Raw genomic sequence first — 18,786 nt, 5'->3', positions numbered from 1 at the left:
CCGGTCGAGCCCCACCGTATTCGGTGGGGCTCGGCGTCATTCACGCGTGCCGGATATCCCGATCCGGCGGCTGTCCGGCCGCGCGGCCGGTATCGCCGGTGCGCATGGTGCGCTTGCCGCGGGCGACCTCGGTGGCGAGGGCGTCCAGCGGCTGGGCGAACTGGTGCAAGGGATCGGCCAGCCCGGCCAGCCACCGCTGCGCCGCCTCCAGGCCCGCGGCGTCGAGCGCATAGAACCGGCGCGTCCCCGCTGCGCGCACGCTCACCAGCCCGGCGTCTCCCAGCACCTTCAGATGCTGGGAGACGCCGGGCTGGGAGATCCGCGTATGCCCCTGCACCGCAGCGACAATCGCGCTGGCCGGTTGTTCACCACCGGCCAGCAGTTCGAGCACGTACCGGCGAACCGAATCGCCCAGCGCCTCGAAGATCTTCTCCGGAGCCGAACCCATCAGGAAGCCGAGTCACCCTCGGGTTCAACGGTGTAGAACGTGATCGTCCGCTCCGCGGCTGCCCGCGCCGCAGCCGGATCGTCCCCGTCCCGAATGGCGGCCTCGGCCCAATCCATGGCCGCGATCCGCACGAACTCCACACCCGTCGCCGTCGTCCCGAACGCCATACCCTCGACCGGATCCACCGCCTCCCCGGTATCGATATGCACGCCCAGCCCCACCGCCAGCGCCAGATCCCACCCGACCCCGACCGCCCCCGGCCCGAACTCCTCCCAGAACGCCGGGTCCACCCGCGCCTCGTGCCGCAACTCCAACCGAGTACCCGCCCCCTCCGGACTGAGGCTCACCTCCACCCAGGAGACCTGCTCCCCCATCTCCCACGTCAGCGCGAACCGCTTGGGCTCATCACACTCCTCGACCACCCCATTCGCATTTCCCTGCAACTGATACCGCCCGCCCACCCGCAGGTCCCCGCTCACCGGCAGAAACCACCGCGGAATCCGCTCGATATCGGTCAGCGCATCCCACAGATCCGCCTGACCGGTCGGGTAGACCCGCCGCGCGATGGCGATCCGCGTCGGCGCCCCCTCCCGACTCCCGGTCCGAACCTCACGCACCACCATCCCCGCGGCTGCAACGGGGTCGATAACAATCGCCATCCCATCCTCCTTTGATAAGTTTCTACTTATATTAGAGCACGGCATTCCCCGGCGGACAACCATCACCCGGCCAAGACGGCACACGGCAAGCGAAATTAATTGCCGCGCAATTGATTTGTGCATTTTCCCGCGAAAACTGCCAGTGTGGTGACATGAGCGATATTCCATACCGAGGGTCCGGACCGTACTGCTACAGCAATTGCCTGGCGATGATGATGGGGGCCGGGGCGCCGGATGTCGGGGTCATCGAGACGGTGACCGGCAGTGCGTTCGGGATGCAGTTGGTGGGTGGGGAGTTGCCGTTCCTCGATCCGTTCGGGTGGGATCCGGGGATCGGGATCGACGATGCGCTGCGGGTGCTCGGGTGGGGTGCGGATGTCAGTAGTGGGGGGAGTGTTGGGGAGGCGCTCGGGCGGCTCATGGCTGGGCTGCGGGACGGTCCGGTCATGGTGGGGCCGGTCGAGATGGGGCATCTGCGGTATCAGCCGGGGATGACGGGGGCGGTTGGGGCCGATCATTTTCTTGTCGTGCTCGCCGTGGACGACACGCATGTGACCGTGCACGATCCTGAGGGCTTTCCGTACGCACGGATGCCGGTCGGCGAGTTCATTACCGCGTGGCAGGGTGAGAGCGTGGACTACGGGCAGCCGTTCACCATGCGCACCAACTTCGTTCGCCGCACAGCGGTCGATCCGCACGACGCTGTCCGCGCGATCATTCCGCGCGCCATCGAATGGCTCAGCGGCAAGAACGGGGCCGATACGCCGCCGGGCAGCCTCGGCAATGGCGATGCGGCGCACGCCCTCGCCGCTCAGCTGGAGAGCGGCTGCCCGGAGCCGATTCGCGCACAGCTCGTCCACTTCGCGATCCGGGTCGGCGCACACCGACTCGCGGATGCGGCGACCTGTCTGCACGGCATCGGCCACACCGCTGCCGCCGCCATCGCGACCGAGCAGGCCCGCCTCGTCGGCGCACTGCAATACGCGCTGGTCACCGAGGACGATCCGGGAGCCGCCGACCTCCTCCGCACCCTGGCCCCAACCTACGACCGCTTGCGAACGGCGCTCGAGAATCACTAGCCCGGCACCCGCGGCGTGTCGAACGACAAATTCGCTTGTTCGCGTCCGGATCGCCAACCAGGATGCGCCTATGGTTGCCTCCCGTACCGCATTGCTGCGCTGGCAGTTCGATCTCGTCTGGTCATTGTTCGACTACCACCTCGAACGGCTCGACTCCGAGGACTACCTGTGGGAACCCGCGAACCTGCACTGGACCATGCATCAGGACGAACGCGGCGCGTGGATACCGGACTGGGCGGACACCGAGCCGGATCCGATTCCGGTACCGACCATCGGCTGGATCACTTGGCACATCGGCTGGTGGTGGGGCGTGACCATCGATCATCTGCACGGGCGAGACCCGCGGGAGCGGACCGAGATCCACTGGCCTGGCGCCGATTCCACGGTGGACTGGCTACGCGGCCTGCACAAGGACTGGTGTGAGCTGCTGGACCGGCTCCGGGAGCCCGACCTCGATGCCCCGGCCCCATTCCCCTGGCAGGACGATCCGGAAATGACCGTCGCCCACACGATCACCTGGGTGAACGCCGAACTGATGAAGAACGCCACTGAGATCGGTCAGCTGCGGCTGTTGCGGGCGGCTCGGGTGGCCTGAACGGTCAGGCGACGGTCGACTCCAGGTGGGAGCCGGTTCGGGTGCGGATTACGTGGAGGCGGCTGGGGATGCGTTGGCGCATTTCGTCCACGTGGCTGACGACGCCGACTACGCGGCCGCCGGAGCGGAGTTCGTCGAGGATGCCCATGACGGCGTCGAGGGTGTCGGCGTCGAGGGAGCCGAAGCCCTCGTCGATGAAGAGGGTATCGAGGACCAGGCCGCCGGACTCGGCTGCGACCACGTCCGCCAGGCCCAGGGCCAAAGACAGTGAGGCCATGAAGGTTTCGCCGCCGGAGAGGGTTTTGGCGGGGCGGACGGCGCCGGTGTAATCGTCGCGGATGTCGAGGCCGAGGCCGCCGCGGCGGCCGTAGCGGCCCGCCGCATCGGAGTGGACGAGTTCGTAGCGGCCGCCGGACATGCGGCGGAGACGGGCCGAGCCCGCCAGGGCAACCTCTTCCAGGCGAGCCGCCAGGACGTAGGAGCGCAGGGACATCTTGCGATTGTTCTCGCCGCGACCCGACACCACATCGGCCAGGCGGGCCAGTTCCTCATGGGCGCGCAGCAAGGGGGTGATGCGGTCCAGCGCGGCCCATAGCTGACCGGAGAGGTTCTCCAACTGCTCGCCCCGGCGGGTCGCACCGGCATGGGCCGCCACGGCCGCATTGAGGAGTGACTGTGCTTGCACTACAACAGTTTCCAGCTGCCCGAGGTCTTCCAAAGCCCGGTCCGCCGCAGCACGGACTTCGGGTTCGGCGAGGACGGCTTCGGCGTGGGCGCGGGCGCGGTCAGCGCCGACGAGTTCGTCGTCCAGGTCCGCCTGCTGCTGCGGGGTGCGGGAGGCGGCATCGACTATGCGTGCGTAATCGGCGAGAACCGTGTAGTCGGGCCCGGTTCCGTCGGGGCGCATGACCGGAGGCGCGGAATCCACCAATCCCGCTTCCCTGGAGAGGTTTTCGACGCGCAAAGCGGCGGTGGCGACGTGGTCCCGCGCAGCGGTGGCATCGGTGCGCGCCGCACGGAGACCAGTGGCCTCGTCGATCAGAGCGCGCAGGCGGGCATGGCGGCGGTCGACGGTGCCGTCGGCGCCCGCGGCGGCCTGCAGTCGCTCGGTGAGGTCCGCGAGGCGGCGGTCGGCCGCGATAATGCGTTCCGTCGTTGCGCTGCTGCGGCTTTCACAGTCGCGGAGGTCGTTGTGCAGACGGGTCTCGTCGGCGCGCAGCCGGGCGAGATCGGCGGTCAACGCGTCGACCGTGGCCGCCGACCGGCGCGACCGCTCATGGCGCTCGGCAGCGGCCTGCAGGTCGGCTGCCAGCTGCGCGCGGTCGGTTTCGCCGCCGCGCTCGACCAGCAACTCGATATCGCGCTCCAGATCGGCGACCCGGGTTCCGGCCTTCTCCCTGGCGGCCTCCGCCGCACGTTCGGCAGCGGCCGCCTTCTCTTCGGCGGCCTTGGACACCGTCGCGCCGGAGGCTTCCGCGGGCGCCGGATGCTCGGCGGACCCGCACACGGCGCACGGCTCACCGGCCACGAGCGCGCCCGCGAGTTCGGCAGCCATTCCCGCGAGCCGCCGCTCCCGCAATTCGAGCGTGTGCTCCCGGGCATCCATATGCGCATTCCGCGCCGCCTCGAAACCCGCCCGAGCTTGCTCCAATTCAGCACGGCGCGTATCGAGTTCGACCGCGGCACGCGCGGCCGTCCGCAGCCGATCGCACTCGGCCGCGAGCACCGGCAACCCGGCCGCCGCATCGGCCGCCTCCCGCAGCCGCGCCTCCACCCCGGCAATCGAGCCCGGCAACTCCTCCCGCGTCCGCGCCAATTTCTCGGCCCGCGCGCCCAATTCGGACCGCTCCTGCCGCAATCGGACCAGCTCCCCCGACAACACCGCGGCCGACTCCGCATCGGCCCGCACCTCGTCGAGCGCCCCCAGCTGCACGGTCCACCGCTCGATCGCGGTGTGCAGTCCGGCGGCGGGTTCCGGGTCCGCCGATGCCTGACCCGACACACCCTCACCGGCGGTCTGCCCTTCGCGACCGCTGAACAAGGCATCGCCCGCGCGACTGTCCGCCACGCCGAGCGACCGATCGCCGTCGGACACCTCGCCACCGCCGTATGGGCGCGGCGGCTCTCCAGCGCCGGGCACACCTTCGCGGTCGCCGATCGGGAAGCGCGCCGCCGCTGCGAGGGGCAGTTCGAGCGCTTCGAGGTCGTCGCCGAACTCGGTGCCCGCGAGCTCGCCGGAGACCAGGTCGATTGCGGCCCAATACGTTCCGGGCAGTTCGGCGCTGGCGGGTTCGAGTAGGCGGGTGGCCAGTTGTTCGGCGGTGCGGGAGGCGGCTTCGTCGCGGCGGCGCAGGGCTGCGGCGGCGGCACGGGCTTCGGCGAGGGCGGAGGCTACCGGTTCGGCGCGGCGGGCGCGGTCGAGTTCGGTTTGGACCGCGGTGCGGTGGGCGGACTTCGCGGCGTGCTCGGCGAGCTGGTCGCGCGCGGCCGTCGATCGGCGGTGCAGGTCGTGCAGGCGGCGTTGCTCTTCGGCGGCCGCGAGCGCCGCGGCGGATGCGGTGTGGCGGGTTTCGAGTTCGGTTGTGGCGGTGGCGAGTTCGGTGCGGGCGGTGGCGAGGAGGGTTTGCGACCAGTCGACGGCTTCGGAGAGGCCGACGGTTTCGGTGACGGCGAGGCCTGCCTCCTGGGCGACGCCCGCGATGAGGCGGTCGATGCTCTTCTTGCGGGATTCGAGGTCGGCGTGCGAGGCGCGGCGCTTGTCGATCAGCCACTGTTCGGCGGTGCCGAAACGCTCGGTGTCGAAGAGCTTTTCGAGGAGTTTCTCGCGTTCCTCGTTATCGGCGCGCAGGAAGCGGGCGAAGTCGCCCTGCGGCAGCAGGACGACCTGGAAGAACTGGTCGGCGCTCATGCCGAGCAGGCGGATGACCTCGTCGCCGATATCCGGGATGCGGGAGAGGTTCTGGCCGCGGCCGTCCAGCCATTCCAGGGTCGCGGACGCGTTCTCCTTGACCCAGCCGGTTTTGGCGCGCTTGCTCGGGCGCTGGAATTCGGGGGTGCGGATCAGGCGCAGGCGACGGCCGCCGATGGTGGCTTCCAGGGATACCCGCGGCGGCGTCTGCTCATCGGCGTGATCGGAGTGCAGCCGCTTGCTCTCCCCGCGCGCGCCGGGCACGCTGCCGTAGAGCGCGAAGGCGATCGCGTCGAGAATGGTGGTCTTGCCCGCCCCGGTCTGCCCGTGCAGCAGGAACAGGCCGTCGGCCCCGAGCTCGTCGAAATCGACCACCGTGGTCTCGGCGAACGGGCCGAAGGCGGTCAGTTCCAGTCGATGCAGCCGCACGCCGCGCCCCCTTCCGCCATGCCCAATCCAACAACTCCTGCCCCGCGCACGCCCGTAGGACACGCCGAAGCGCTGCGGTGAATACCGATCATGCGGAGAGCTCGGTGGCGGATTCGCCCGAATCCACTGCGGCACCGGCGGATACCCGCCCGGCCCCGTCCCCCTCGCGGACGGTCGCCGCGAGGGCGCGTTCCAGCCAGGTCATCTCCCCCGCCGTCGGCGCACCCCGCACATCGGTGAGAAAACTCTGCGCGATCTCGGTATCGCGCCGCCCGTGCACGCGTTCCCGATAGCGCAGTTTCGGATTGCCCTCGGGCCGAACCCATTCCACGTGCACGGCGTGCGGGAACCGCGCCCGCAACCGGCGCAGCGCGTCGACCGGCCGCGCGTGATCGGTGAGCGTGGCCGCGACGTAATGATCCTCGGCCCCGGCGAACTCGGCCGCCTCCAGCAATTCGTCGAGGGTCCCGCTGAGCTGACTGAGCCCCCGCACCACCGGTAGCTCCCGCCGCTCCACCGCGGCGAGCCCCGACCCGTCCAGATCCACGATCCACACCGCCTTGCGATGCGACCGCTCCCCGAACGAATACGGCAGCGGCGACCCAGAGTACCGCACCGACTCCGACAGCGTCTGCGGCGAATGCAGATGCCCGAGCGCGACATAGTCCATGCCGTCGAAGGCCGACATCGGCACCGTCTCGACCCCGCCCACCGAAATCGACCGCTCCGATCCGGTGGCCTCCCCGCCCACCACGAAGGCGTGCGCCAGCACCACCGACCGCAGGTCCCGCCCGGCGAGATCGGCGCGAATCAACCCCATGGCCGCATCCAGGATCTCGGCATGCGAACGCGCCTGCGGCACGCCCAGTTCCGCCCGCGTGATATCCGGCTCCAGATACGGAATGCCGTAGAACGCCACCTCGCCGTGCCCGTCGGCCAGCACCACCGGCTTCGCCACATCCGCGATCGTGCACCGCAAATGCAATCCGCCCGCCGCCGCGAAACTCCCCAGCGCCCCCAGCCGCGTCGGCGAATCATGGTTGCCCGAGGTTGCGACGATGGTTGCCCCGGCCGCGCGAATCGCCTCGAATCCCCGATTGCAGATCGCTATCGCATCCGCACTCGGAATGGACCGGTCGTACACATCCCCCGGCAGCACGACCACGTCCACACCCTCGGCGGCCACCAGCTCGGCAATGGCCCGCAGCGAACACTCCTGGTCGGCCAGCAGATCGACGCCGTGGAAGGTGCGCCCGATATGCCAGTCGGAGGTGTGCAGGATGCGCATGTCGCAGAACGGTAGGCGATGCCGCCGACAAACTCACCGCTACCCATGCGAGCCGCCCGAAATCCGCCGGTGTATTGCACACCAATTGCCGAAGATCGAGCGGAGTGCGGCTGCGGCCGAATGCCAAGAACTCGGAGAGTCGGAGGAGCCGAACGGTTGCCCGGGTTACCCCACTTGTCGGTGTCATGGGGCACTATCTGCACCCATGACCGCACCGATGCTGTTTGCGCTGCTGTTGGTGTTCATCTCGGGGCTGGCCCTCGGCTGGCTGGGTCATGCCGCGCGGGCGGGGCAGCGCGCGGCGGTGGCCGAGGCGCGGCTGGCCGCCATGCACGACAACGAGCGGTTGCTCCGGCAGTCCCTTGGCGCGGCCAGCGAGGATGCGGCGCGGCGGCAATCGCATGCCCTCGGCGCGATGATGGAACCGCTGCGCGAAGCCGTCGGCACCCTCAACCGGCACATCCAAGAGGTCGAGCACAATCGCATCAACGCGTATTCCGGCCTGCGCGAACAGGTTGCGGGCATGCAGCGCATGTCGCACCAACTGTCCACGCAGACCGGGCAATTGGTGGCCGCCCTGCGCGCCCCGCAGGTGCGCGGCCGCTGGGGCGAGATCCAGCTGGAGCGGGTGGTCGAGCTCGCCGGAATGACACGGCACTGCGATTTCGGCACCCAGGTCACCCGCCGCGGCGCCGCACCCGGCGCACCCGATGGCGTGGTCCGCCCCGATCTGGTGGTGCGGCTGGCGGGCGGGCGGCAGATCGTGGTCGACGCCAAGGTCCCGTGCACCGCCTACCTCGATGCCGCCGCCACCGAGGAGCCCCGCGAACGCGACGGCCATCTGGCCCGGCACGCCAAACACCTCCGCAATCACGTCGATCAGCTGGCCGCCAAGGAGTATTGGGCCTCCTTCGACCCCTCCCCCGAATTCGTGGTGCTGTTCGTCCCCGGCGACCCCTTCCTCGATGCCGCCCTCGGCACCGATGCCGGGCTCCTCGAATACGCCTTCGCCAAGAATGTGGTGCTGGCGACGCCCACCACCCTCATGGCGCTGCTGCGCACCGTCGCCCTGGGCTGGCGGCAGGAGGCCCTCACCGCCGATATGGCCGCCATCCAGCAACTGGGCCGCGAGCTCTACACCCGCCTCGGCACCACCGGCCGCCATCTCGACCGCCTAGGCGCCCAGCTCGGCAAGGCCGTGGACGCCTTCAATCACACCGTGGCCTCGGTCGAATCCCGGGTCATGGTGACCGCCCGCAAACTCCACGACCTGGAGATAGCGGACGCCCCGGTGCCCGAGATCCACCGCGTGGACTCCTGGCCGCGAGCGGTCGGCTTCGCCGAGGCTGATCCTCGCGGATAGGCCGGGCAAATCCCCGCGAAAGGCCAGGCAAATCCCCGCGGCCGGGCCAGGCAGGTCCTCCGCGGATACGCCGGGCGGGTCCCGCGGACAGACGAGGAGGGGCGCGGCGGATGTGAGAGTCGGATACCCGCGAATGACGGGTCCGCGGATACCCGCATGATGTCGCCTCCCTCGAGAAATACCTTCATGCCTTAGTGTGCTTGACGTGGCAGTAACCCCAAGCGAGCGAGCCGAGGTGCCCCCGTCGCACCGTTCGATCGTGCCGTCCATCGCGGGCATCCCCGCCGGTGCGGCGGTGCTGATTGCGGTGACCTGCACCTTTATCGGATTCTTTATCGATGCTCGCGGCGGCAGCGAGCTGACCGGTACGTTCGCGTCGCTGTACGTGCTCGGCTGTGTCCTGGCCGTACTGGCCGTTCGGTACAGGGGCCTTTTCACCACCCTGGTGCTGCCCCCGCTGCTGCTGTTCGTCTCGGTGCCACTGGCCTATCAGCAGATGCTCGGCAACTCCGGCAGCCTCAAGCTGAAGGACATCCTGCTGAACCTGGCCATCCCGCTGGTGAATCGCTTCCCCACCATGGCGCTGGCCACCGTGCTGGTGCTCATCATCGGCGCGGTCCGGGTCTTCCTGCACCGGCGCGAGCAGGACGGCTCGGGCGAGCTACGCACGCCCCGCGCCCGTACCGCGCGCCCCGCCCGTACCGCGCGCCCCGCCCGTGCCGCGCGCGCCCAGCGCACCCGCCCGGCCGATTCCAAGGACCCCGCCAGACGACGCTTCCGGTCCGCCGCGGAGCCCGACGACAGCGCCGATTCCGAAGCGGCCGCGCCCGCCACGCGCCGTCCTGCCGCTCGTACCGCCGACCGCCCGCCGCGCGTCGGCAAGCCCGCCGACCGCCAGGCCCGCAAGCCCGCGGCCGGACAGCCCGCCCGCCAGGCCGCCGAGCGCAAACGCAACCCCGCCGACCGCCGCGCCGTCACGGATCGCAAGCCCACCGCCGCCCGCCAGCCCGCACCCACCGACCGCAAGCCCCCGGCCGATCGCAAGCCCCCGGCCGACCGCCGTGCCGCCACCGGCAACCCGGCCGCGCCCGCACCCGACGCGCGCCGCCGCCGCAACCCCAATGCCGACGTGCCCCCGCACCCGCGCCCGAATGTCCGCTACCGCGACCGCGATTCCGGCCGCATCGAGCGCTGAGGAAAACCCCACCTCTCGGGGGACTCTCGGGGGCTTCGCCCCCGAACCCCCACAAGAGATTCGAGGCGGCCTGCGCCCCATCCCACAGCGCAAAACGCCCGGTGTGGAATCACACCGGGCGTTTGCGCGTGTAGCGGTGAATCAACTTCTGGCGGCGCGCAATTCGCGGGGAAGCGAGAACACCAGGGTCTCGTTGGCCGTGGTGACAGGCTGCACCTCGCCGAAGCCGTGTTCGGCCAGCAGCTCCAGCACACCTTCCACCAGGATTTCCGGAACCGACGCACCGGAGGTGACGCCGATGGTGCGCACGCCTTCCAGCCAGGACAGATCCAGTTCGCGGGCGTAGTCGATGAGGTGGGCGGCGCGGGCGCCCGCGCTCAGGGCGACCTCGACCAGCCGCACCGAGTTGGACGAGTTGCGCGAGCCGACCACGATCACCAGATCGCATTCGGGCGCCATGGCCTTGACCGCGGTCTGGCGGTTGGAGGTGGCGTAGCAGATGTCGTCGCTCGGCGGATCCTGCAGCTTCGGGAACTTCTGCCGCAGCCGCTGCACGGTCTCCATGGTCTCGTCCACCGACAGCGTGGTCTGCGAGAGCCAGATCACCTTGTTCTCGTCCCGCACGGTGACATTGTCGACCGCATCGGGCCCGTCGACCAGCTGCACATGATCGGGCGCCTCACCCGCGGTGCCCTCCACCTCCTCATGGCCTTCGTGGCCGATGAGCAGAATGTCGAAATCGTCGCGGGCGAACCGCTTGGCCTCCTGGTGCACCTTGGTGACCAGCGGGCAGGTGGCGTCGATGGTGTGCAGCTCCCGCTCGGCGGCGGTCTGATGCACCATGGGCGAGACGCCGTGCGCGGAGAACACCACGACGGCGCCGTGCGGCACCTCGTCGGTTTCGTCGACGAAGATCACGCCGCGCTCGCGCAGCGTTTCCACCACGTGCCGGTTGTGCACGATTTCCTTGCGCACATAGAGCGGCGCGCCGTGCTTTTCGAGCGCCTTCTCCACCGTTTCCACCGCGCGATCCACGCCGGCGCAATAGCCGCGCGGTTCGGCGAGCAGTACTCGTTTCGGCGCGTCGGCGGCACCCGACGCGGACCGGACGATTCCAACGTTCAATGGGATAGCCGAGGACATAGCCCACAGAATACGTGTGCCGGGTGACGCGCATTCGCCCGGAGGTTGGCAGCAGAATCACATTTACCGAGTTCTCACCTTTGCATCACACGGCGTTTCGGGCAGGCTAGGACCATGTTCCGACCTCCGTTCCTGGCCCGGGTCGCCGCCGGGGCTGCCGTCTACGCCCTCGAGGAAACTCGCCGGCTACCGACCACCGCAATCAATTTCCCGATCACCGCGATCAGCCAGATGCTGCAGACAACCATGCACGTCCAGCAGTTCGTGACCAGCCTCGCACTCAAAGGCGATGCCGTTTTCGACCGTCTGCTCAATCAGCCGGAAGAGCAGCCGGCCTGGGCGACCTTCGATGAGGACGAGGACGAGCAAACTCCGAGCGCCGGTTTCGAATCGGTACGCAAGAGCAGTTTCGATCTCTACGCCCCGGCCGAATCCGCCGTCCCGGAACCGGCTCCCGCCGTGACCGAACCGGCTCCGGTCGTGACCGAACCCGCCGCCGCGACACCCGAGCCGGTCGCCGAAGCACCCGCCGCCGAGCCCGCGCCCGCCGAAACCCCGGCCCCCGCAACGGCTTCCCTCGCCGCCACCAACGGCCACAATGGCAGCGCCCCGGTGGAACCCGAAGTCGCGACCCGCTTCGACTACACCAATATGACCCTGGCCCAGCTGCGCGCCCGCCTGCGCCAGCTCACCGTCGACGATCTGGCCTCCCTGCTCGACTACGAGCAGAACACCCGCGCCTGCGCCCCCTTCGTCACCATGCTGACCAACCTCATCGCGACCGTCCAGTCCAAGTGACCGCGCGGTGTTGACGCCGACCTCCAGGGATGTACTCCCCGCAGGTCGGCGTTCGTCGTTTCGAGCCCACCTCGCACGGTAAGTCGGTGGGCACTGACAGAATCGGTTCGGTGAGCACCGAGAAGACCGAGAGGCAGCCGAGCACTGCCGAGAACCCGATGCCGGTGCGCACCATCGCCGTGAAGGTGGCGCAGTGGATCGATCGGCTCGGCGCGGTGTGGGTCGAGGGCCAGATCACACAGATCAATCTGCGACCGGGTACGCGGACGGCATTCCTGGTGCTGCGCGATACGGCGGCCGACATGTCGCTGTCCGTCACCTGCGATCCGGACTTGCTGCGCAGTTCGGCCGTGCCCTTGCAAGAGGGCAGCCGGGTGGTGGTCTACGGCAAGCTTCAGTTCTTCACCGGCCGGGGCACGGTGTCCTTGCGGATCACCGAGATTCGGCCCGTCGGCATCGGTGAGCTGCTGGCCCGCATCGAGCGGTTGAAGGCACTGCTGGCCGCGGAGGGACTCTTCGATCCGCGCCTGAAGCGCCCGATCCCATTCCTACCCAACAAGATCGGCCTCATTACCGGCCGCGCCAGCGCCGCCGAGCACGATGTGGTGACGGTGGCGACCCAGCGCTGGCCCGCCGTGCGCTTCGAGATCCGCAATACCGCGGTGCAGGGCCCGACGGCGGTGCCGCAGATCCTGGAGGCCATCGCCGCCCTGGACGCCGATCCGGACGTGGGTGTGATCGTGCTGGCCCGCGGCGGCGGCAGCGTCGAGGACCTGCTCCCGTTCTCCGATGAGACCCTGTGCCGGGCAATCGTTTCCGCCAAGACCCCGATCGTCAGCGCCATCGGCCACGAACCGGACAATCCACTGTCGGACTATGTGGCGGACCTGCGCGCCGCCACCCCCACCGATGCCGCCAAGCGGATCGTCCCCGATGCCGCCGCCGAAACCGCGCTGCTGCAGGAACTACGCGCGCGGGCCGCCGCGGCTCTGCGCGGCTGGGTCGATCGTGAGGCACGCGGCCTGCAGCAACTGCGCTCCCGCCCGGTCCTCGCCGATCCGCTGCGCCTGCTGGAGCAGCGCCACGACGAGGTCGAGCGCCTGCGCACCGGCGCCCGCCGCGCCATCGACCACGAACTCACCCGGGAGTCCACCGCCACCCGCCATCTGCGCGAGAAGCTCTCCGCCCTCGGCCCCGCCGCCACCCTCGCGCGCGGTTACGCCGTGGTGCAACGGGTCAATGGCGCCGACCGCGAAGTGGTCCGTTCCATCGAGGACTCCCCGCCCGGCACCCAGCTCCGCATTCACGTAGCCGACGGCGCGGTCACCGCCGCCGCCCTCGGCGCCCAATCCCTCGGCCCCCGAAAGGAACCCGCCCGCGATGACCAACGGTGACCTCGCCGAAATCACCACCTTCGGCTACGAACGCGCCCGCGACGAACTCGTCAATGTGGTCAAGATGCTCGAACAGGGCGGCCTCGACCTCGACGATTCACTCACCCTGTGGGAGCGCGGCGAGGCCCTCGCCAACCGCTGTGAGGAGCATCTCGCGGGTGCGCGCAAACGCGTCGAGGACGCCCTCGCCCATCGCACGCAAGAGGACTGAGCGCTACTCCCGGCCTTGTCGGTTCGACGTCAGTGGGGCAGCGGCTGCGCGCTGCCCAAGGCCGTGGCCAGGGTCTTGAAGGCATTGGGGTTGCCCGCGCCCTTGATCAGCACGCGCACGTCGCCGAAGTCGGTGATCCAGGCGGGCTCGGTGCCGGGCTCGGCGTAGACCACCCATTTGCGGTCGCCGATCTGCTCGGCGCCGGTGGCGTAGCGGGTGCCCGTAACCTGCTTGGCCAGTGCTTCTTCGGTGGCATTGGTCTGGGTGAGCTGCATATAGCTGCCCTGCGGTGTGATGTAGCCGACGGTGCTCACATCCCCGCCGCCCGCACCGACAATGGTGTCGCGCTTACCGGAGTTGGGCTTCCAGTCCGCCGCCAGCGCGGGCTTGCGGATGGGGAAGGACATGAGCTTCGCATCGTCGGCCAGCGCCTTGTCGACATCGAGATGCGGAATCTGGCCCTGTGTCGGACCATTCGCGGTGAACGTGCACTGACTCGCCACACCGGCGATGACCAAGCAGATCAGCACCAGGGGCAGAAGGGACCAGAGCAGGTCCTTCCAGTCGTTCAGGATCCGCGGCTTTTGGTACGACACGCACCCAGTATCCACGGGGGCCATACGTGACCGGGCACTCAGGGCTCCGCAGCCGTAAAGAAAACCTAATGCGACAATTTACGCAGCAGTAGACAACCAAGGAGGCACCGTAATGACGCCCACGCCCGCATCCAGCCGCCGCGAGGCTCCGGACCGCAACCTCGCGCTGGAATTGGTCCGGGTCACCGAGGCAGGCGCCATGGCCGCGGGCCGCTGGGTCGGCCGCGGCGACAAGGAGGGCGGCGACGGTGCGGCCGTGGAAGCGATGCGCCAGCTGGTGGCGACCGTGTCGATGCGCGGCATCGTGGTGATCGGCGAGGGCGAGAAGGACGAAGCGCCCATGCTCTACAACGGTGAGCTGGTCGGCGACGGCACCGGCGCGGAACTCGACTTCGCGGTCGACCCGATCGACGGCACCACCCTCATGTCGAAGGGTTCGCCGGGCGCCATCTCCGTGCTGGCGGTCGCCGAGCGCGGCGCCATGTTCGATCCGTCGGCCGTGTTCTATATGGAGAAGATCTCCGTCGGCCCGGACGCCGCCGATGTCATCGACCTCGCCGCCCCGATCGCGGAGAACCTGCGCCGCGTCGCCAAGGCCAAGAACTCCGCGGTCTCCGACCTCACGGTCTGCATCCTGGATCGCCCCCGCCACGCCCAGCACATGCAGGAGGTCCGCGATGCGGGCGCCCGCATCCGCCTCATCTCCGACGGTGACGTCGCGGGCGCCATCGCCTGCGCCCGCCCCGAGTCCGGTGTGGACATGCTGATCGGCATCGGCGGCACCCCCGAGGGCATCATTGCCGCGGCCGCCATGCGCTGCCTCGGCGGTGCGCTGCAGGGCAAGCTGGCCCCGAAGGACGAGGCCGAGCGTCAGAAGGCCATCGACGCCGGGCACGATCTGGACCGCATCCTGTCCACCGAGGATCTGGTCTCCGGTGAGGACGTCTTCTTCTCCGCCACCGGCGTCACCGACGGCGATCTGCTGCGCGGTGTGCGCTACTACGGCGGCGGCGCCTACACCCAGTCCATCGTCATGCGCGCCAAGTCCGGCACCGTCCGCATGATCGACGCCTACCACCGCCTCACCAAGCTGCGCGAGTACTCCTCGGTCGACTTCGTCGGCGACGAGGACGCCACCCCGCCGCTGCCCTGAGCGACAGCGCATGTCCGGGCACCCGCCCGATGAGTCGATAACCCTGCTGGCCGACCTGGCCCGGCAGGCAGGCGCGGCCGGAGACCCCGAAGTCCTCTCCGGCCGCCCCGACGGCCTGGTGATCCGCGTCGGCCACCTGGTGGTCAAATCCCACCCGCCCGACACCGACCCGGCCGCCCTCACCACCCGCCTGCGGCTGGCAACCCACCCGGCCCTGCACGAAATCCTTGTGCCCCCAATCGCTTTCGACGGCAACCTGCTGACCGCACGAGCAGACCGCCTACTCTCACTGTGGCCCGCGCGCACCCCGATCGACCCCGACGATCCGGCCGCCATCCCCTGGGAACAGACCGCGACCCTGCTGGCTCGCCTACATCAGGTCACGCCCTCCGGGCAGGGGCCGAGTGTCGGTGCGACGCTCCCGGAGACAGGAGCGATGGCACGCGTGGGGCGGGCATTGGATCGGCTGGGCGCGGCCGCGGATGTCGCCGATCCGAACATGGCGGGGGTGGTGTGGCGTGCGGCCGAGACCTTGCCGGATCTCGGAGGTGGGGCGAGGGCAGGGCGGATGACCTTGGTGCACGGCGATTTTCACCTAGGACAGGTGGTCGGTTGCGAAGGCGGCGGCACATCCTGGCGATTGATCGATGTCGACGATCTAGGTCTGGGCGATCCCGTATGGGATCTGGCCAGGTTCGCCGCTTACTTCGCGGCGGCGATCTTGGATCCCGTTGTGTGGGAGCGGTTTCTGAATGCCTATCGGCGGGCGGGCGGGCCCGCGGTGCCGGAGGGGGATCCGTGGGCGGTGTTGGATGTGCCCGCACGGGCGCTCGTCGTTCGGGCTGCCGCGCTGGCGGTTGCCAAGGCGGGGCTGGAGGGGCGTGAACTGGACGAATGGGATGTGGCGCTGGTGGATTCGTGTCGGCGGATGCGCGCTGCCGTATCGTGAATTGCGCATACGTTCCTTACAGCGAGGAGATGAATTTCAATGCAGTGCCCGAAATGTCATGCGCCTATGCATACGTACAACCGCGCGGGGGTGCGCATCGAGCAGTGCAGCGGTTGCCGGGGGATTTTCTTGGATTACGGTGAGCTCGAGGCGATCAACCGCCTGGAGGCCGGATATCAGCAGGCTCCCCCGCCACCGCCCAGCGCACCGGCCTGGGGCGCGCCGCACCAGGCCCCGCACCACCAGCCGCAATACGGCTACGGGCACGGCCGCCACAAGCAGCACGGCGTCGGGCGCCCGTTCTTCTCGTCCTAGCTCGAGCACGCGCGACCACCGCACTGCCGCCGCCGGTATTCCCGGCGCGGCATGTGCGGATTCCCTCAGGGGGTGCGGGCCCATTCGCCGCATTGCGGGCATATGGTCGAATCCATGACCGAGGAGACGCAGCAGTTTCGCATCGAGCACGACACGATGGGCGAAGTCCGCGTACCCGCACAGGCGTTGTGGCGGGCGCAGACCCAGCGAGCGGTGGAGAACTTCCCGATCAGCGGCCGCGGCCTGGAACGCGCGCAGATCCGGGCGCTGGGCCTGCTGAAGGCCGCGTGCGCGAGCGTGAACCGGGACCTGGGCCTGTTGGACGAGACCAAGGCCGACGCCATTATCGCCGCCGCCACCGAGATCGCCGACGGCGCGCACGACGACCAGTTCCCGATCGACGTCTTCCAGACCGGCTCGGGCACCAGCTCCAATATGAACGCCAACGAGGTGATCGCGAGCATCGCCGCCCGTAACGGCGTCACCGTGCACCCCAACGACGACGTGAACATGTCGCAGTCGTCCAATGACACCTTCCCCACCGCAACCCATCTCGCCGCCACCGAGGCCGTGGTCAAGGACCTGGTGCCCGCGCTCGAGCATCTGCGCCTGGCCTTGCTGGACAAGTCCGAGCAGTGGCGCAATGTCGTCAAGTCCGGCCGCACCCATCTGATGGACGCCGTCCCGGTCACCCTGGGCCAGGAGTTCGGCGGCTACACCCGCCAGGTGAGCGCGGGCATGGAACGCCTGCTGACCACCCTGCCGCGACTGGGCGAGCTGGCCATCGGCGGCACCGCGGTCGGCACCGGGCTCAATGCCCCGGACGGCTTCGGCGCCGGAGTCGTTGCGGAACTGGTGCGGTCGACCGGTATCGACGCGCTGTCGGAGGCCCGCGACCACTTCGAGGCGCAGGCCGCCCGCGACGGCCTGGTGGAGGTCTCCGGCGCGCTGCGCACGGTCGCCATCAGCCTCACCAAGATCGCCAACGATATTCGCTGGATGGGCTCCGGCCCGCTCACCGGCCTGGGCGAGCTCCAGCTGCCGGATCTGCAGCCGGGCTCCTCCATCATGCCGGGCAAGGTGAATCCCGTTCTGCCCGAAGCGGTTACCCAGGTCGCCGCACAGATCATCGGCAATGACGCGGCCATCGCCTGGGGCGGCGGCAACGGCCATTTCGAGCTGAACGTCTACATCCCCATGATGGCCCGCAATGTCCTCGAGTCGATTCGCCTGCTGGCCAACGTCTCTCGCCTGTTCGCCGACAAGTGCGTGGTCGGCCTGGTCGCCAACGAGGAGCGCCTGCGCCGCCTGGCCGAGTCCTCCCCCTCCATCGTGACCCCGCTGAACTCCGCCATCGGCTACGAGGAGGCCGCCGCGGTCGCCAAGGAAGCCCTCAAGGAGCACAAGACGATTCGGCAGACCGTCATCGACCGCGGCCTGATCGGCGACAAGCTCTCCGAGGCCGAACTCGACAAGCGTCTGGACGTGCTGTCCATGGCCAACGTGGACGCCAAGAAGGCGTGATACGGCGCGGCGGCAGTCCGTCGGCTAACGTCCTCCCCGACAACGGTTCTTCGCCGGATCTACCGGTCTCCGAAGGGGATTACGTGAACGCACGGGTTGCCGCCGCAGCGGTGACGACTCTGGTGGCGCTGCTCACCGGCTGCTCCTCGGGCAGCGAGCATCAGAATCATCCGGAGACCACTCCGGCCACCACGACCAGCACCGCCACCACGACCACCGCGCCGCCGACCAGCACCACCGTCAGCATCGACGGCGGGGAGGCGGCGGATCCGACGGAGTACCGACAGGACGAGAGCATCGCCGGGGCGAAGGGCTACTTCTTCCAGACTCCGAGCGGCAATATCCACTGCGCGATCTTCGACAAGCCGGTGTCCAATGGCGTCGGCACCATCGATATCGGCTGCCAGGGCAAGCTCGCGGCGATTCCGGCGGGTGAGCAGGCGTGCGTGAAACCCGAGCATTCCCAGGCTCCCATGCCCGCCTTCAGCATCGGCCAGAGCGGCGCCGGGTTCAGCTGTGAGGTCAGCCCGCTGTTCTACGGCCGCGCGGACTCCCCCGCCCTGCCCTACGGCTCCTCGCTGCAGATCGGCGGCTACAAGTGCGTTTCCCGCGAGGTGGGTATCAGTTGCGGCCATGTGGAGTCCGGTGATTCGTTCTTCGTTTCGAAGGAGAGCAGCCGCGTGGTGAATTCGGCCGGGGTCGCGCCGCGCGGCATTCCGCCGACCACGACGCGGTAGCC

At 69.2% G+C, this 18,786-nt stretch carries 18 protein-coding genes; 12 read left to right on the top strand and 6 right to left on the bottom strand.

The window, feature by feature from the left end:
- Positions 1-40: 40 nt before the first annotated feature.
- Together NC4_RS07755 and NC4_RS07750 are read right to left on the bottom strand one after the other, a co-directional pair.
- Positions 41-448, bottom strand: coding sequence for an ArsR/SmtB family transcription factor (locus NC4_RS07755; protein WP_067534382.1), 408 nt, complete (start codon positions 446-448; stop codon positions 41-43).
- Entirely contained in the window at positions 448-1,107 is a 660-nt protein-coding gene (locus tag NC4_RS07750) for an SRPBCC family protein (RefSeq protein ID WP_067534380.1), read from the bottom strand. Before NC4_RS07750 ends, NC4_RS07755 begins: the two co-directional genes overlap by 1 nt.
- A gap of 152 nt (positions 1,108-1,259) precedes the next feature.
- Between NC4_RS07750 and NC4_RS07745 the strand changes: the two genes are divergently transcribed.
- Together NC4_RS07745 and NC4_RS07740 are read left to right on the top strand one after the other, a co-directional pair.
- Positions 1,260-2,186 carry a YobF C-terminal domain-containing protein gene (locus NC4_RS07745; protein ID WP_067534374.1) on the top strand — a complete coding sequence of 309 codons (927 nt, stop codon included), beginning with the start codon at positions 1,260-1,262 and terminating at the stop codon, positions 2,184-2,186.
- A gap of 70 nt (positions 2,187-2,256) precedes the next feature.
- A complete protein-coding gene (locus NC4_RS07740) occupies positions 2,257-2,781 on the top strand; it encodes a DinB family protein (RefSeq protein WP_067534371.1) in 525 nt (174 codons plus the stop codon).
- Between the two features lie 4 nt (positions 2,782-2,785).
- Here NC4_RS07740 and NC4_RS07735 read toward each other — a convergent pair whose 3' ends face one another.
- Both NC4_RS07735 and NC4_RS07730 read right to left on the bottom strand, forming a co-directional pair.
- Entirely contained in the window at positions 2,786-6,118 is a 3,333-nt protein-coding gene (locus NC4_RS07735) for an AAA family ATPase (protein WP_067534368.1), read from the bottom strand.
- Between the two features lie 88 nt (positions 6,119-6,206).
- A complete protein-coding gene (locus NC4_RS07730; RefSeq protein WP_067534366.1) occupies positions 6,207-7,406 on the bottom strand; it encodes an exonuclease SbcCD subunit D in 1,200 nt (399 codons plus the stop codon).
- Positions 7,407-7,611: 205 nt separating this feature from the next.
- Here NC4_RS07730 and NC4_RS07725 point away from each other — a divergent pair, with 205 nt between their 5' ends.
- Positions 7,612-8,769 carry a DNA recombination protein RmuC gene (locus NC4_RS07725; RefSeq protein WP_067534363.1) on the top strand — a complete coding sequence of 386 codons (1,158 nt, stop codon included), beginning with the start codon at positions 7,612-7,614 and terminating at the stop codon, positions 8,767-8,769.
- Positions 8,770-8,974: 205 nt separating this feature from the next.
- On the top strand, positions 8,975-9,964 hold the full coding sequence (locus NC4_RS07720) for a DUF6542 domain-containing protein (protein WP_218020955.1): 990 nt from the start codon (positions 8,975-8,977) through the stop codon (positions 9,962-9,964).
- A gap of 141 nt (positions 9,965-10,105) precedes the next feature.
- Here the strand turns inward: NC4_RS07720 and NC4_RS07715 are convergent, their stop codons facing one another.
- Positions 10,106-11,107 (bottom strand): 4-hydroxy-3-methylbut-2-enyl diphosphate reductase, encoded by a 1,002-nt coding sequence (locus tag NC4_RS07715; RefSeq protein ID WP_067534359.1) that lies wholly within the window; start codon positions 11,105-11,107, stop codon positions 10,106-10,108.
- A 114-nt stretch (positions 11,108-11,221) separates the two neighbouring features.
- On the opposite strand from NC4_RS07715, the gene NC4_RS07710 reads away from it, so the two are divergent.
- The 3 genes from NC4_RS07710 (at position 11,222) to NC4_RS07700 (ending at position 13,510) form a co-directional block, all read left to right on the top strand.
- Positions 11,222-11,905 carry a lipid droplet-associated protein gene (locus NC4_RS07710; protein ID WP_067534356.1) on the top strand — a complete coding sequence of 228 codons (684 nt, stop codon included), beginning with the start codon at positions 11,222-11,224 and terminating at the stop codon, positions 11,903-11,905.
- A gap of 158 nt (positions 11,906-12,063) precedes the next feature.
- Positions 12,064-13,299, top strand: a complete 1,236-nt coding sequence (gene xseA, locus NC4_RS07705; protein ID WP_067535922.1) for an exodeoxyribonuclease VII large subunit — start codon at positions 12,064-12,066, stop codon at positions 13,297-13,299.
- Positions 13,286-13,510: an exodeoxyribonuclease VII small subunit gene (locus NC4_RS07700; protein ID WP_067534353.1), complete on the top strand. Its 225-nt coding sequence runs from the start codon at positions 13,286-13,288 to the stop codon at positions 13,508-13,510. The genes xseA and NC4_RS07700 overlap by 14 nt, the downstream gene beginning before the upstream one ends.
- 29 nt (positions 13,511-13,539) lie before the next feature.
- Here the strand turns inward: NC4_RS07700 and NC4_RS07695 are convergent, their stop codons facing one another.
- Positions 13,540-14,106: a DUF4245 domain-containing protein gene (locus tag NC4_RS07695; RefSeq protein ID WP_067534350.1), complete on the bottom strand. Its 567-nt coding sequence runs from the start codon at positions 14,104-14,106 to the stop codon at positions 13,540-13,542.
- 112 nt (positions 14,107-14,218) lie between these two features.
- On the opposite strand from NC4_RS07695, the gene glpX reads away from it, so the two are divergent.
- The 5 genes from glpX (at position 14,219) to NC4_RS07670 (ending at position 18,784) form a co-directional block, all read left to right on the top strand.
- Positions 14,219-15,259: a class II fructose-bisphosphatase gene (glpX, locus tag NC4_RS07690; protein ID WP_067534347.1), complete on the top strand. Its 1,041-nt coding sequence runs from the start codon at positions 14,219-14,221 to the stop codon at positions 15,257-15,259.
- A gap of 10 nt (positions 15,260-15,269) precedes the next feature.
- A complete protein-coding gene (locus NC4_RS07685; protein WP_067534345.1) occupies positions 15,270-16,208 on the top strand; it encodes a phosphotransferase family protein in 939 nt (312 codons plus the stop codon).
- 39 nt (positions 16,209-16,247) lie between these two features.
- On the top strand, positions 16,248-16,523 hold the full coding sequence (locus tag NC4_RS07680; protein ID WP_067534342.1) for a TFIIB-type zinc ribbon-containing protein: 276 nt from the start codon (positions 16,248-16,250) through the stop codon (positions 16,521-16,523).
- Positions 16,524-16,637: 114 nt separating this feature from the next.
- Complete coding sequence (locus NC4_RS07675) at positions 16,638-18,047, top strand: class II fumarate hydratase (RefSeq protein ID WP_067535921.1); 1,410 nt, start codon at positions 16,638-16,640, stop codon at positions 18,045-18,047.
- An 83-nt stretch (positions 18,048-18,130) separates the two neighbouring features.
- Positions 18,131-18,784 (top strand): hypothetical protein, encoded by a 654-nt coding sequence (locus NC4_RS07670; protein WP_067534339.1) that lies wholly within the window; start codon positions 18,131-18,133, stop codon positions 18,782-18,784.
- Positions 18,785-18,786 lie beyond the last annotated feature (2 nt).

This window comes from Nocardia crassostreae (assembly GCF_001613405.1).
Lineage (GTDB): Bacteria > Actinomycetota > Actinomycetes > Mycobacteriales > Mycobacteriaceae > Nocardia > Nocardia crassostreae.
This window is presented reverse-complemented; position numbering and strand designations above follow the sequence as displayed.